6 protein-coding genes are annotated in these 16,620 nt (G+C 40.1%); all 6 read right to left on the bottom strand.

Going from position 1 to position 16,620, the window contains the following annotated elements:
- Window positions 1–190 precede the first annotated feature (190 nt).
- The 6 genes from INQ51_RS14795 to INQ51_RS14770 all read right to left on the bottom strand — a co-directional run bounded on the left by INQ51_RS14795 (window position 191) and on the right by INQ51_RS14770 (window position 16,190).
- A complete protein-coding gene (locus INQ51_RS14795) occupies window positions 191–1,639 on the bottom strand; it encodes a SusD/RagB family nutrient-binding outer membrane lipoprotein (RefSeq protein ID WP_233378747.1) in 1,449 nt (482 codons plus the stop codon).
- Between the two features lie 12 nt (window positions 1,640–1,651).
- Window positions 1,652–4,909, bottom strand: coding sequence for a SusC/RagA family TonB-linked outer membrane protein (locus INQ51_RS14790; RefSeq protein ID WP_233378746.1), 3,258 nt, complete (start codon window positions 4,907–4,909; stop codon window positions 1,652–1,654).
- A 1,083-nt stretch (window positions 4,910–5,992) separates the two neighbouring features.
- The gene (locus INQ51_RS14785) at window positions 5,993–7,612 is read right to left on the bottom strand and encodes a RagB/SusD family nutrient uptake outer membrane protein (protein ID WP_233378745.1); all 1,620 of its coding nucleotides are present in this window, start codon (window positions 7,610–7,612) and stop codon (window positions 5,993–5,995) included.
- A gap of 29 nt (window positions 7,613–7,641) precedes the next feature.
- On the bottom strand, window positions 7,642–10,767 hold the full coding sequence (locus INQ51_RS14780) for a SusC/RagA family TonB-linked outer membrane protein (protein ID WP_233378744.1): 3,126 nt from the start codon (window positions 10,765–10,767) through the stop codon (window positions 7,642–7,644).
- Window positions 10,768–11,500: 733 nt separating this feature from the next.
- Window positions 11,501–12,922, bottom strand: a complete 1,422-nt coding sequence (locus INQ51_RS14775; protein WP_233378743.1) for a SusD/RagB family nutrient-binding outer membrane lipoprotein — start codon at window positions 12,920–12,922, stop codon at window positions 11,501–11,503.
- A gap of 22 nt (window positions 12,923–12,944) precedes the next feature.
- Window positions 12,945–16,190, bottom strand: a complete 3,246-nt coding sequence (locus INQ51_RS14770; protein ID WP_233378742.1) for a SusC/RagA family TonB-linked outer membrane protein — start codon at window positions 16,188–16,190, stop codon at window positions 12,945–12,947.
- Between the last annotated feature and the right edge of the window lie 430 nt (window positions 16,191–16,620).

The raw sequence follows: 16,620 nt of genomic DNA, 5'->3' as shown, positions 1-16,620 counted from the left end.
GTTTTTCATCGCATTGCCTCAGGCTCGGGATAATTTCGGAACGATCGTTTAATTTTCGCTCCAGTCCTGCCCGATAAGACTTATTGCAGAAAATACGCCTGATCAAAGTACCTTCAGACTGAAAAGACAATAAAAAAAGCTGCCTAACGAGGCAGCTTTTTTTATAATTTGTAAGTTGTTTGATTATTTTCTAATAAACATCCCAGAACAATTTTGTACTCATTTTGTCCCCACCAATAGCAGCAGCTGCGGCGGCATAGTTTGTTGAGTTGTATTGCTGTTCGTTTGTTGGATAAGTAAAACGAACCGGAATAGATGTAACACCGGTTGGAGGGCTTGGAGGCATTACCAATACGGACGGGTAATCTAATCTCCGCCAGAAGGTATAACCTATAAAGCCTCTCGTGTACATAGCTAACCAAGCTTGCGTGCCAATCGCATCTTTCCATACGTCATAGGAAGAGTATGACTGTGAAGCCAAATAGGTTTCAGCTTCAGCCTCTGTTCCTCCCCACTGTATAATGGAAGCGGTAACCGCTGCGTTGTAATACGTTTCAGCGTCGGCACCAACATTCCAATTACGGGCAGCAGCTTCGGCCAGGTAGAACTGAACCTCATCAAAAGTCAGGAAAAAGCCAGGAAAATCGGGTTCTTCCAAGGCTGCATCGTAATGTACTTTTGTACTGTACGAACCGCCAGATGCACCGTAATCGGTAGTAATACCGGTTTCAAGATTATCAAAGTAGTTGTCAATTCTGGGATCTTCAATGGTTCTCATTAACTCAACCATACCCGTAACCATCACAAAATCATGACGTCCACTGGCTACCAAATCATTGTAAAGCTCATTTACATAAGGCAATGATTTTTCGTACGGGAAGAATGCACTTTCACTTTGACTGGCAAAAACACCATCATAATGTGCTTCAACGGTTGATTTCCCTAAAGCAGACAAGGGACCATCGGCAATACCAATCCCCAGCTTCACCAATAAGCTATGCCCAAATTTTATCCAGGATGCAACATCTCCGTCATAAATCAAATCAGCAGTACCAAAACTTTCATCAGAATCATCCAGAGCAGCGACAGCGGCTTCGGCACGGGCAATTAAATCTTTATAAATTGTCTGTGCATCATCATAGGCGGGCGTGTAATTATCCTTATCTAAAGCTTCACTATAAGGGATATCTCCAAAAATATCCACCAAACGTTGATATACAAAAACATTTACCAATTCAATGACTGCCAGCTGATTTGCCTTCACAGTTTGCTTTGACTCCAGGTTAGGCTCAGTAAGCGTCTGCGCTTCAATAATTTCATACGCATCTTTTAAATCGTATAAAGCAGCATAAAACACCCTGAAGATCTGTTCCGGAATTTCACGGCTTGTAATGTTATAGTTCGCTTCATCCCTGTACGAACGCTCTGTCCAATACTGGGCCATCAGCTTCCAAATATTGTAATTAACGTTTGTACTGGATAGTTGATCAATAATTTCTATTTGTGCATTGGTAAGCAAAACGCTTGCACTTACTTCTTCCGGCCGGGTCGTGTCAACGTTCATTTCTGTGAAATCATCGGTACATGCAAACAGAAACCCCAGAAAAAGTACAACTATATATAATTTTCTATTTCTCATTTTTACAACGTATTAAAAATTAACATTTAATGTAAAACCAATATTGCGCGTTGATGGCATTACACCACTTTGCCAACCTTGAATATTTCCTGCACCTTGAGAAGTCTCCGGATCTGCGTAAGGAAGGTTTTTATGAATAATCCACAAGTTTGAACCAACCAATGCAATTGAAGCGTCCTGAATAAAGATGTTATCAAAAAGTGATTTAGGCAAGTTATAAGTAACCGACAATTCTCTCAACTTCACATAGCTGGCGTCGTAAATAAACAAAGCATTGGGCGCATAATATGATCCAACAGGCGTATAATACGTTCCCATATCTTCTGAACGTACCGTATTTGGTGCGCCGTCAGCAGTTACTCCTTTAAGTATCACACCACCACCATCAGCGACATAATTACGTACGGGGTTTCCAAGGTCGTTCAAACCTGCACTTTCTTTATACAAACCTGTAGACGAACCGTACCAATGGTCTAACGAGAATACATCTCCACCATGTTTCCAGTCGATTAAGAAACTAAGTCTAAGATTTTTATAACTGAACGTATTACGGAGACCGCCAATCCAATCCGGGTTTACATCTCCAATGATCTGGTCTGATGCGCTAACATCGTAGTAGCCATCCGTTATAATCCGATGAGCCTCATCTTTAATGTCATTATAGTAAACAAAGTCGGTACCATGAATAGTTCCCATAGCATAGCCTTTTACAGCATTAACGGTAACACCTCCCTGCAGGTCTGCAAGTTGCAACTTTTCCAAACCTTCGGCCAGGTCAATAACCTTGTTTTTATTTTTCGACCAGTTTAGGGCTACATCCCATGTAAAACCACGTTGTTTTACAGGTGTTGCATTCAGCATTATTTCAACACCTTTATTGCTAACTTCTCCGGCATTTACGAATTTGAAGCTCGAACCTGTAGCATAGGAAATTGCTGCCGGCATAATCTGATCAACGGTTCTGTTGTCGTAGATAGCCAAATCAAGACCCAAGCGGTTTTTCACAAAGTTCAGAGTTAAACCTGCTTCCAAACTTTTTGTCCTTTCCGATTTTAACTCTTTATTATTTATTGTATTACTGTTTGATGCAACTCCATTTCCGCTAAAAGGATAGTATTGGTCATAAGTATTAAATAAACTGGCAAAAGGAGCATCGTTACCCACTTCAGCATAGTTTAAACGTACCTTACCAAAGCTAAACCAATCTTTATCAATGAACTTTGTAAAAATAAAGCTACCGGTGGCTGATGGATACACATAAGTCTGATTGTCTTTGGGCAAAGTAGAAGCCTGGTCAACACGAACCGAACCTTCAAGAAATAAAATATCGTTGTACCCCAATGATGCATTTGCAAAATAACCATTCACCTGGATCTTTGGTGCATGCTCTATCGGCAATTCCAACGGAGATGCTGTATTGGCAAGCGAATAAATTCCTTCAACTGCCAAACCACCGTTTGTGGACGCCCAAAAATCAGAAGAGTTTTGTTTACGAATGTTGGTACCTATCAAGCCTGCTAAATTCAACTTATCAGTAATGTCTTTATTGAAGTTGGCCATCAAATCGAAGTTGTATTCAGAAAAGTCACCTCTTTTCACCGAATAACCCGACGATGTATCGTTATAACCAACACCAAAGGCCTCTGCAATGGAACCTACAGCAAGTCTTTCTTCTTCAAGGAATGAATAATAATCTACAGATGCACGTCCTGTGAATGTTAAGAAGTCGGCAACTTGCCAATCGAACTTGGTATAACCGATAAAGCGGCTACGTGAGTCAGTTTGGTAGTTTCTGTAACGTTGCCAATAGGGGTTGTTCCAATAGGCTGGGCTGGTATCGCCTGGCTCGTTCATGTTCCAAGTAGCATTTACCCCCAATTGCTCGTACGCCCTTTTTTGCTCAAGAATATCAACATTGGTTTGCCACCACTGACGGAACCCGGAAATCAGGTTGCCAGAATACCCTGTTATGTTTCGTCCTTTAGTTTCGGTTTTAATAAAATTGGCAAAAGACGATACTTTTAACTTAGAAGTAATATCGTAACTACCGGAAAAGCTAAAGTTATTTTTATCCAGCTCACTGTTTGGCATGATACCACTTTGCTGCAGATTCTGGTAAGAAAACCGGTAGGTTAAATTATCGCTGCCGCCAGTAACCTGAATTGAGTTAGACTTCGTAGTTGCTGTTTCAAAAAATTCGATCGGATCGTTTTTAGCAGCAACCCAGGGCGTAGCTTTACCATAGGTATCTAAACCAGGCCAGAATGCATTCCATTGGTAAACATTCAAACCGGCATTGAAAGGTTCTCCCATCGATGCATCTTCATAAGTAGGGACAATGTATTCATCAGTCCCGTCATCGTTCCAATCCCAGTACTCAAGCCCAGGATAATCTGAATCACTGTACCAGTCTAAACCATAACCGGCACCGTATTCTTTTTGGTACTCAGGGAATGTACTTTTATCCACAAATCCAAGGGTAACATTTCCGGTGTAAGATACACCCAAGTTTTTCCCTTTAGCTCCCTTTTTTGTTGTAATGAGAATTACACCATTCGCAGCTCTTGATCCATAGAGTGCAGTTGCAGCGGCTCCTTTTAATACCGAAATCGACTCAATATCGTTAGGGTTAATATCAGAAGCGGTGCTACCGTAGTCGTATCCACGCCCTCCCCTTTTCTGGTACGAGTCATTCATTATCGTATTGTCAATCGGCACACCGTCAACAACAAACAAAGCCTGGTTGTTTCCGGTCAATGAAGCTGAACCACGAACAATGACGTTTGTAGACCCACCAAAGTTTGTGTTTGTTTTTATGTCAAGCCCGGCAACTTTTCCTGAAAGTGCCGAGGTAAAATCAGCTCCTTTTATTGTGCTGATCTCTTCTCCTCCTACTTGTTGCACAGAATACCCTAAAGATTTCCTTTCCCGGGAAATGCCAAGAGCTGTAACAACCACCTCGTCAACTCCAATAATCGCATTTTCCATCTTTACGGCAAAATTGGTTTGTGAACCAATCTCAACTTCGAGATTCTTCATCCCGATAAAGCTAAATGTTAAATATCTAGCATCATTCGGAACAGTCAATTCAAACTGACCATCCAGGTTGGTAACTGTTCCAAGGGTTGTTCCCTTTACTGAAACCGATACTCCGGGTATTGGCATATTATCCTCAGCAGAAGTAACCGTACCGGTTAAACTCTTCGTTTGAGCATTCACCAAATTACCCATGAAAAAGAGAATCGATAAAAGAATCGCAATTTTTTTCATAGAAATAATTTTAGTTATTAATAAACAGCTATAAACATTAAAGTCTCTTTCTAAACAGCGTATTCAGGAACAGAGTCCCGATATATCTTGAGTCAAACACTTAGAGTATTATGTTGATTCTACCGATCTGAGGAGCTACGAACTAAAAAAAACCGGGAGGCATAGAAAGTTTCTACGAAGGGTAATCGTGAATATATGCAGAGTGAGCGCCCCCCGGCTATTCATTCCTTTAAGTTGCAATTTTTTCAATAATAAAATTTTGGAAAAACAATGAATGCTTCCTACATCCCCCTTCATAGAAACAGTTTTAAAAAATAATTAAACAGTGTATAAATAAAGTTGATTCTTACTCAGGATTCCCCCAAATCCTTTAATCACAAATTACCCTAGTGCTAATTGTTAAGATCAGTTCTTAATAGTTAATTTTTTTAACAATTACAAAAGTGTAAAAAAAAATTAAACTTTAAAACAAATTGAAAGTATTTTTCAATATAGGCAACCAACGCTCAAGAATATGGACGATTGTAAATATTTTTTTATAACTACAAAATAAAGTTCAATAATTTTTCATGCGCTCACTAACACAGACCAAAGCTGCTCCCCACACAACCACACAACCACACACCAAAAGAAGATAATCCTCCACTCTTTCGCACTGGCACACAATCAACACCACCTAAGAACAAGCTCTTCATTGCAGATAAAAAAAGCTGTCTAAAAACAAAATAGTATGTTTTTTGTATTAAGCCGCAAACCTCTCCAAAGGAATTAAACCTTACGATTAACCCTCCATCTTGGCATTAAAATCAACACACAGACGACAAATTGACGTTTTGTTCGTTGTTTCGCCTTTTGCCCGGGTTTTAACATTTCCGGAATAAGCTCCGATAATTTTACCACAACTACCCTAATGGCAAAGTCCATTTCAACCAAGCCTTACCCGAAATGCAGGAAGTGCAAATAAACCCCCTATTCCAGATATGAAAAAAAAAAAAACCGTTGAAGCTAGCCTCAACGGTTTAAATAAATATCCTTAAAGTTCTGTCAACCTATTCCAGGACGACCCAAACATTAAAAAATTCTCTAATTACCCCAACCTTCATTTTGCTGTGCAGCCAATGTTGGGTTGCGAATCAAGTCTCCAACCGGAATAGGCCACAGAAAGCGTCTATCTGTATATGGTATAAATTTTCTATTAGGCGAGAACCATTCTTCTTTCACTTCTCCACCTACAACAAAGTTGTCCTTGCCTTTAGCCCGCGAATAATCAATTTTTGCAGGAATACCTCCCGACGGTGAAATATCATCGTTAGCCAGACGATGAATATCTTCCCAACGACGTCCTTCGCCATGAAACTCAATGCGCCTTTCCCAAAGAATAGCATCTAGAAATGCTTTGGTATCAGCAAAATCAGCAGCACCATACTTCTGGTCTGCAGGGTTAGCAAGTGAACGATTACGCACGGCATTAAGCAATTCAAGTGCCAGTGTATTATTACCACCTTGACGAAGAACAGCTTCAGAATAGTTCAACAATACCTCCGCATAACGAATTATCGGGGCATATTCTTCTCTTGTTGTAACATTCTGATATTTATCACAATAATAATAATTATAAGCCGAACTATAATACAATAAATCGCGACGTTTGTCGTCTGCCAACCAATATGAAGTATTATAAATTGTAGGAGAAGATGTTACTATTGCCCGTCCACCTGTACGTGCTGACATCATGGCTGCCATCGCACCATTCACACTACCATTATCGTCGGAATTGTTTTCAACTGAAAAAATCGATTCCGTATTGTTACTATACGATAGAAACGGTGTTGCAGGAGAAGTTTCGAGTTCATAATCTCCAATAGGACTCTTGAAAGGTGCTGCTGTCCCCGGAACAAGCCTTTTGGCCTCTTCTATTACCTTCGGCCAGTCTCGTTTATGGAGATAAACCCGTGTTTTCAGCGCAATAATAGACCCCTTCGACACACGCGTAATACCATTAGCACCGTTCTTGTCATCAGTAGAAAATAAACTCTCTGCATCAGTAAGATCTTTAAGAATCTGCGCATAGGTTTCCTGAACTGTCGAACGGCCAATCTTCATTGACTCTTCGACATCTGAAGGCGTATTATTTGCGTTTAAATAAAGAGGTAAACCATAATTGTTATTCGAATTAATATTTACCGGATACGCAAAGTGAATTAAGAGTGAATGATAAGTCAACGCCCGAAGAAAAAGGAGCTCGCCCTTGTAAGCATTACCTTGCTCTTCGGTAATGATACTATTCTCCACTGCTCCTCCAATACCTCTTATTACTGTATTTATGCGGTTTATCGCCTCAAATGAAGCCTCCCAGTAATACCGATTGTTCGCCGTTGTAGTAGAATAGGTCGATGAGTAAGTTATATCGTAAAATACAGCGGTGAGATTCATGTCCTGGCCGCGCATTTCGCCTTGTATAATACTTGCAGCACCAAAGGGATAACCTCTGGAATAAGAACCGTTGTAAATTCCACACTGAATAGCGTCGTAAGCTCCTATCACCGATAATTCACAACGCTCTGGGGTTGCAAATGCCGTAATGTCCGACAATTGACTGACCGGCTGAAGATCAATCACATCATCTTCACATGACATGAAAGTCAAGATTATTGCAAAAGCAAATAAACTTGCCGCATGTTTCAATATTTTATTTCGTAACATAATCTTTCTTTATTAATTTTTAAATTCAATTAAAATGTAACATTTACACCTAAGCTTACAATGCGTTGCTGTGGCATACCATCCCAATCCACTCCGCGACGAGTAGTCGTTTCAGGATCGAGACCAGAATACTTGGTTATCGTAAGCAGATTTTGCGCCTGTACATAAAACCGCACTTTCGATATATCCAACTTAGAAGTGAATCCACGAGGCAAAGTATAACCTAACGCAATATTTGCTAACTTCAAGAACGAAGCATCCTCCACAAAACGCGAGTCAGTTGCGCCTGAGTTGAACAAAACCTGATCATCTCCATACCCTATCTTAGGAATTTTACCATTACCTGGCTCTTCGGGGCTCTGCCAACGATTAAGCACCTCTTTGCCATTATTGGAGAAATCCATATTAAGCAACGATTCGGACATCGCAGCGTTCATTAATTTATTACCACCAGAAAAACGCAGGAATACGTTCATATCAAAACCCTTGTATGTAAATGTGTTATTAAAACCACCAAACCATTTGGGCAATGATGAACCTAATATCTTTTTGTCTTCACTCGGCGACAAATCGGACTCCGTTGAAACATCCTCAGGATTTGCCGGATCGTAAACAGCATAATAATATTCGACTTCGCCTTGATTAGCATCTCCAAAGGTACTGAACTGAACTAACGAGCCATCACCTTTTACCCAAATAGGATTACCGTTCACGTTGTTTACTCCGTAAAATTCATAACCATAGAGAGACCCATAAGATTCGCCTTCCTGAACAATTGTGTAAGTACTGATTATAGGATCATGATTAACCAATTCGACCACTTCGTTGTCGACAAGAGTAATATTAAAATCGGTACGCCATGTAAATTCACCCGAAACAGGCGTTCCTCCAACTGTTACTTCAAATCCGCTATTCCTAATTTTCCCTCTGTTGTCATAAAAACTGTTACCCGGGATCCCCATAGTTGGAGCGGTCGGCACCTCTAGCACCAGATCCTTAGTCTTCTTGTTGAAATATGCCAACTCAAAAGACAAACGATTACCAAACAGGCTACCGTCCAACCCTACGTCATACGTCGTTGTGGACTCCCACTTAAGCTGATCATTCCCCATATTGCTCCAAGCAATACCTGTCTGAGCTCCATAACGTTTTGCTGAATAAGTACCTAAATAAGGAAAATCACCACTAAGTTCCGAGTTTCCAATAGTTGCAAAACTTGACCTTATCCTTAGATCATCAAACCATCCACTCACGTTCGAGTTTGCCCAAAAAGATTCTTTTGAGATACGCCAGGCAACTGAACCACCATAAAATGTTCCCCAACGAGTATCCTCAGGAAGACGAGACAAACCATCCCGACGTACCGAACCTCCAACATAGTATTTGCTGTCGTAGTTATAATTAGCACGCAACATATAGGACGCTAAACCATTGTAGGTTTTACTTCCACTAACACTTTTTTCGCCAAATGTACCGGATATAATATGATCACTAAAGAAGTCATCCGACAACTGTGTAACATCAGCGTACAAATATTCATAATCAGTATGAGTATATTCCTGAACTGCAGTAATATCAAGATTGTGAATATCATTGAACGAATGATTGAAAGCTAAAATGTTCTGCCAGTTCCAATTATAATAAGTAGCTCTATTGTCCATCAACAAGCCACCATATCCATAACCGTCTCCGGATTCGCTACCCCATTTGGTAAAGTCATTAAGCATAGTGTAATCGATCCCACCTTGAGTCCTGAAAGTAAGCCCTTTACCAAAATCAACCTCAGCAAATCCTCCTCCTGTAACATGAAGACTCTGAGTTCTATTAACATTGTTATCCATAGCCCATACAATATTCTGAATGCCATTATCTATGTATGTTTTATTTGCTCCTCGTCCCAATGCTTTTCTATTTGCGGCATCAATATTATAACCTGTTATATCGTCAGGATTGTACACAGGCACGTTTGGCAACATACGCACACTGGCAAAACCAACACTTCCAAGTGAATTTTCCTGATTCATTACTCCCTCTAGCGTCGTTTTCGAAACCTGCGAATTAAAGCCTATTTTCAGCCACTTATTAGCTTGCTGTGTAAGTTTTGCATTTAAAGAATAACGTTGCTGGTCATTATTCCTGATAATGCCTTCCTGATCAGTATAGCCAAAAGATGCATAAAATTGACTTTTATCAGACCCACCACTTGCTGAAACAGTATGATTTTGCTGAAATCCGGTACGATACACATAATCATTCCAGTTAGTATTCACACCATCAGGATCTAATACTGCAGGACCAGAGGAGCCCCAATTTTCGTACTTTTCATTTGCTATTTCGACAAACTCGTCGGCATTTAACAAGTCATGCAATTTAGCAGCACTCGCCCAACTGGTTTGACCATCATAAGTTACCTTCGTTTTAAAATTGCCTCCAGATTTTGTAGTGATAAGTACAACACCATTAGCAGCTCTCGAACCGTAAATGGCTGTTGCAGCACCATCCTTCAAAACCTCAACCGACTGAATATCGTTTGGATTGATCTCCGCAAGAGGGTTATACCTTCCATACAGCTCCTGTACCTGCCCCGACGTAACAGGGATTCCATCAACAACAACCAACGGCTGTGAACTTGAAGAAATCGTACCAAATCCGCGAATGTTAAATGTAGGCGCCTGTCCCAACATTCCATTTGGCGTTGTCACCTGCACACCGGCAGCACGTCCTGCCAACTGCGACTCGAACGACGGTGTAGCCAAGTTACTTATATCCTCACCACCTATTCGCGCCACGGCACTGGTCACATCCTTTTTCTTTTGTGTGCCATAACCAACTACCACTACTTCGTCAACCCCGATAGCCTGTGGTTGCATCACAACATTAACGACATTGCTTCCAGAAATCGCAACCTCCTGAGTTGCCATTCCGACAAAACTCATCACAAGAATCTTTGCTCCTTCTGGAACTTTTAATTCATATTCACCGTCAGTGTTAGTGACTGTACCAATGGTTGTTCCCTTCACAGAAACCGATACTCCGGGTATTGGCATATTATCCTCAGCAGAAGTAACCTTACCGGTTAAACTCCTCGTTTGAGCATTTACCACCAAATTACCCATGAAAAGGAGAATCGATAAAAAAATCGCAATTTTTTTCATAGAAATAATTTTAGTTATTAATAAACAGCTATAAACATTAAAGCTTCTTTTAAACAGCACCTTCCGAAACAGAGTTCCGGTATTTATCTGGAGTCATACACATAGAGTATTATGTTCACTACTGATCAGAGGAGCCAAAAGCAAAAAAACCGGGAGGCATTAAAAGTTCCTACGAAGGGTAATTGTGAGTATATGCAGAGTGAGCGCCCCCCGGCTATCCATTCCTTTCAGTTGCAATTTTTTCAAAAGTAGATTTTGAAAAAACAGCATACCTTTCCTATATACCCCTTCATAGAAACAGTTTAAAAAACAATAAAATAAAAAAAACGAATAAATAAGTTTGACTTCTTTATAAGGATTCCCCAAATCCTTTTACTCACAAATTACCCTAGTGTCAATTGTTAAAATCAGTCTTAAATGGTTAATTTTTTTAACATAAGACAAATGTGTAAAAAAAATTCAAAATTCAAAACAAATTGAAAGTATTTTTCAAACTTTATCATCGATGCCCAACAACCAAGACTAAACTATATACTTTTTATAACGCCCAAACAAACATCAACAATTTTTCACATGCTCATCAATACAGGCTAAAATCCAAAATAAAACATTCACACAGCCCAGACGTTGCGCGATACAGCAACAATACCACACAGCAACAAACGCCTACTTGCAGACATAAAAAAAGCTGCTATACTATTATAGCAGCTCTTTTACTTATCGAAAATATTATTTATTTTTCAGTACCTCCAGCCCACCAAACTTTATCACTAAATACGTTAACTTCAGGCACATTTGCTGAATTTGAAGCTTCTTCACTTGTAGGATACGGAAATCGCCAAACAAAACCGGTAGTTTGATTATTCGGATTATTTAACGTCAAGAAAGAAGGAACCCTTCGATAATCATTATAAACCTCGATTGCCTCATGCTCATATAACGCAATGTATTTTTGCGTCAAAATCTCCTTCAGTTCATTTCCCGCAGTCAACAAGGGTGAAACACTTGCATTGAAATAAATCGTGCCTTGCGCCGCTGTCAATCCATGAAATACAAAGTTAGCCTCAACAGCAGCCTGCAAGGACTGACTCCAAGTTGCGCTACCCGTTCTGAATTTTGCTTCTGCCTCAATGAATTTCAATTCATGATAAGTCATAATCGGCGTTGCCGCTGTCCGGCCATTTGCAGTAATCAACGACTGAGAATACAAACCTCCCTGCGTCTGCGTAGCCGTACCACTTGGTGCCGGATTATATACCCCACCTACTTTTTCAAAATAAGCCGCCATCCTCAACGTATCGTTCCTTGCAACCATAATATTATACAAGGTCTGACTCACCGACAAGTGGGTCCGATCGCTCAAAAACTGATACCACGGATTCTCACCAATTGCCGTCGCTTCGTAAGCATCAAACAGAAAAGCATCACTACTACCGGCAAATCCATTGGCAATAACCCCCAATGCTTCGGATGCTGCACTCTCTTTGACATTCACCAAGTGCATCAAATAACGGGCTTTCAACGAATAAGCTGCTTTAATCCACTTATCTTTATTCCCATTATAAATATAATCCCCCACACTTGATATATTCGTCGCGTTTGTAAAACTTGTAACTGCATCATCAAAAAGACCTAACACATCAGGATAAATCGCTGACTGCTTGTCAAATTTTGGCTGCAAATTATCAGCCCCCATCAATGCTTCAGTCCAAGGCACTTCCCCCCACATATCTGTTAGCATTGCCAAATTATACGCAGAGAACAACTGCGCAATACCTCTTGCAAACAAATTGTCTGCCTCATCTCCAGTTTCAGGATCTGTCTTTTTTATCACATCATTACAGATCATCATCACATCGTACAGATTATTCCAGTTATTGTTAAACAATGTTGCTGCTGTCTGTCCGATTCTTTTATCTGCATCAACCGATTGCCCCCAGGTTCCTGCACTTTGTTCTGTGTAAACAGTTGCATACCATGCAATATCGGTCCCCGTTGTTTCGAATGCCGATTTTAAAATAATATCAGCAATCTCATTTTGAGCACTCATCTCAAGAGCATTATTCAACTCCTTATTGATTTCATCCATCTTATCCTCACTACAAGAAAAGATCAAAAATGGAATTATACCTATTAAAAATTTTATTGATTTCATAAATTACCAAATTAATTAAATGTTAGAACGTTAAATTTAAGGTAACCCCATAGGAAGAAGTTTGAGGCAATGAAACATACTCAAATCCCATTTGACCATTTCCCATACCCTGAGACGTCTCCGGGTCTACATTAGGAAGTGTTGTCCAAAGCAAAAAGTTTCTTCCGACAAGACTCAGCGATGCTCCTTTAAGCTTCACTGGAGTCAAAATCTTTTTAGGCAAATCAATCGTTAATGAAACCTCTCGTAATTTCAAATACGAAGTTTCATAAATATTCATCTCGTCAATCGACCCCATGATATCGCTATAAAAGTCAGGATATGCTTCAATATCATCGGCACCTCCTCTAACAATATTATTTACTGAACCATCAGAAAGTACTCCTACGCCTTTAGCATTCTGAGTATCTTTATAACTAAATTCACTTATGCGATCCTCTGTAAACCCGGCCGAGCCATAGAGTGCCATTAACCGGTTGGTTCCGGAATAAATATCTCCTCCTTGTTTCCAATCCAACTGAGCACTTAATGTTATAAACTTATAACGGAAACTTGTTGACCCCCCTACGATGAAATCAGGCGAAACATCTCCAATCTTCCCAGATCCACCAGACATCGGGTAACCATAATAATAGCTATCCGGGTCATCATCAATCAAAATCCTCCCCTGCTCATCACGAGCCATTGTTTCTCCATAAATAGTAGGATAAGTATACCCTGCATAAGCTCTAACATTCGGAGTTGTATACCCAGCCAAACTCACACTCTCGATCCCTTCCGCCAGAGAAACCACCTTATTCTTAACTTTTGTGAAATTGACATTAATACTCCAATCAAAATCTTTAGACCTAACTGGAAAGATATTAACAATAGCCTCATGAGCTTTTGACGTCATCTCTCCCGCATTTGTAACAAACCCTGAATAACCTGTTGAACCAGCCATGGGCACGGTAAAAATCTGGTCTGTTGCAACCTGGTCAGAATAAGTATAATCAACACCAAACCTGTTATTGAAGAATTTTAACTCCATCCCAACTTCCCAGTTTTTAGTATTTTGCGGTTTTAAATCAGGGTCATAAATAGTCGAAGTTGGCCTAAAACCAGAGATACCTCCCAACGGAAAATCTATTCCATCATCTAAAAATCCACTACCAGCTCCTCCTACAACATAAGTTTGCTCCCTGAAAGTACCAGCCTGTCCAACCTGCGCATAAGACCCACGAATCTTACCAAAAGAAAGCACAAGATTATCTTGTAAACCAGCAAGCTGCGTAAAGATAAAACCTAAAGAAACTGACGGATAAAAGAACGCCCTATTATCTCGCGGCATACTAGACACTACATCGTAACGACCAGTTGCATTCAGATAAAGCATTTCCTTGTAATCCAGAGAAAGATTCGCATAAGTCCCTACGGTTCTGGACCTTCCCTTTGATTCATCAGCTGTCTGAGTTGAAGTATTTGACATATTATTCCAACCTGGCACAGAAAACCCTGTTCCACTCATTTCCCAGGACCGTCTAACCATATCATTAAACTCATTACCAACAAGGAGGGTTCCACTAAGGTCTTCAGAAATTTGCTTAGTAAAGGTTATATTAAGCAAAGAGTTGAATGTACTTCTCATTACACCATAATTGTCAATTGCTCCACCCGTAGGCGCCCTATATCCAAATACAGGATTATCAGGAGTAGGATAATTACCCGCAGTAGGCAAAGCCTGACCTGTACCAGCACTTCCCATTTGATAGATATCCTCGTTATCTGTTGAATAAGAATCGACACCCATCTGGTATCTTATTTTCATCCAATCATTTGGAGTAAACTCCAGGTAAGTATTCCCAAAGAAACGTCTTGTTGTCTCAAGAAACTTATTATTTTCAACAGCCCATCGCGGGTTTTCGCCTACACCTCCACGCCTGTAGCTTATCTGCCGATACTGACCGAGAGGTCCCTCCATGTGATAAGGTGTCCCCATCAAATCAAATGAGGCAGGCGCACCCAAAACCGTAAATAAATAGCTAGAGTTTCCTGAAGGCAATTTTTGCAAATCCACATCTGAGAAATTTGCAGAGAAACCGGCTTTAAAAAATTTCCCCAGATTAGTCGTAGCATTTGCCTTAGCAGTATATCTAGACATTCCAGTATTAGGCACGATCCCTGACTGATCAGTAACACTTAAGCCTATTAAATAACTGGAATTTGCAGTAGAATTACTAACATTAACCCCCTCATACCAGGTACTACCATTATCAAAGAACCCCTTTGCATTGTTATATGCTTTTGGCTGAGCCCATTGCCCTTTATACGGATCAAACCACATTCCGCTCTTTCCCCTCGAATTTCCACCATAAGTTGGATCATCAGCTAAGTCCGCAATTTTAGGTCCCCAGGAATACGAGAATGCGGGATAAAAATCCTCATAATAACCTTGCGCATAAGTTTGCTGCACATCAGGCCACCGCGAAATAACATCAGCAGTATAAGAAGAAGTAATACTCACTACAGGATTCCCATTCGTACTCTTACCACTTTTAGTGGTAATCACAATAACACCATTGGATGCCCTCAAGCCATACAATGCCGCTGCAGCTTGCCCTTTCAGGACATTAATAGATTCAATATCATTAGGATCCAAATCGAGAGTACGCGAAGAATAATATGCTCCCGTAACATTCTGATCATAATCAGGATTACTGGTTATAGGCATGCCATCAACAACATAAAGCGGCTGATTATTACCACTAAACGACCTTGCACCACGAATAAGAACGGTTGCAGGAGCACCTGGCATACCAGACGATTGCCTCACCTCGATACCAGCCACCTTTCCGGATAGCGTTGTAATTAAGTTAGGATTATTGGCTCGCGCAATTTCCTCAGAAGAGATATCCTGAACCGAATACCCCAAGGCTTTCTTCTCTTTCGAAATCCCCATAGCCGTTACAACAACCTCGTCAATTCCAAAAATATCAGGCTCCATAACAACATTGATTGTTGTTGAAGAACCAATAGGAATTTCCAGCGTCTTCATCCCAACAAAGCTTACGACTAAAGTCCTGGCATCTACAGGAACCTGCAAAGAATATTCACCATCAATATTAGTGACTGTTCCAAGAGTAGTTCCTTTCACAGCTACCGAAACTCCGGGAATTGGAGTCCCATCATCAGAAGAAGTAACCGTACCGGTTAAAATCTTTGTCTGAGCATTGGACATCGAAATTCCCATGAAAAGAAGAATCGATAAAAAAAATGCAATTTTTTTCATAGAAATAGTTTTAAGTTATTAATTAAACAGCTTTTATAGAGTCTTTTCAAATTCACATTTCTCACACCAAACCATTCCGAACTAAAACACAACCCAATACACTCAACATTTTTGGAGAAAGTAAAAAACCGGGAGGCCTTGAAAATTCCTACGAAGGGTAATAGTGAGTATATGCAGAGTGAGTGCCCCCCGGCCATTCATTCCTTTAGGTTGCAATTTTTTCAATAATAAAATTTTGGAAAAACAACGTATGCTTCTTACATACCCCTTCATAGAAACAGTTTTAAGAAAAATTAAACAGCGTATAAAATAAAGTCGACTCTTTGTCAGGATTCCCCCAAATCCGTTAAACACAAATTGTCTGAAAACAAATTATTAAAAGTTAATTTTTTTAACAATTACAAATTGTGTAAAAAAAATCAATTATCAA

Source organism: Maribellus sp. CM-23 (assembly GCF_021354595.1).
Taxonomy (GTDB): domain Bacteria; phylum Bacteroidota; class Bacteroidia; order Bacteroidales; family Prolixibacteraceae; genus Draconibacterium.
Note: the sequence above shows the minus strand (reverse complement) of the source record. Positions and strands in the feature narration are given on the sequence as shown.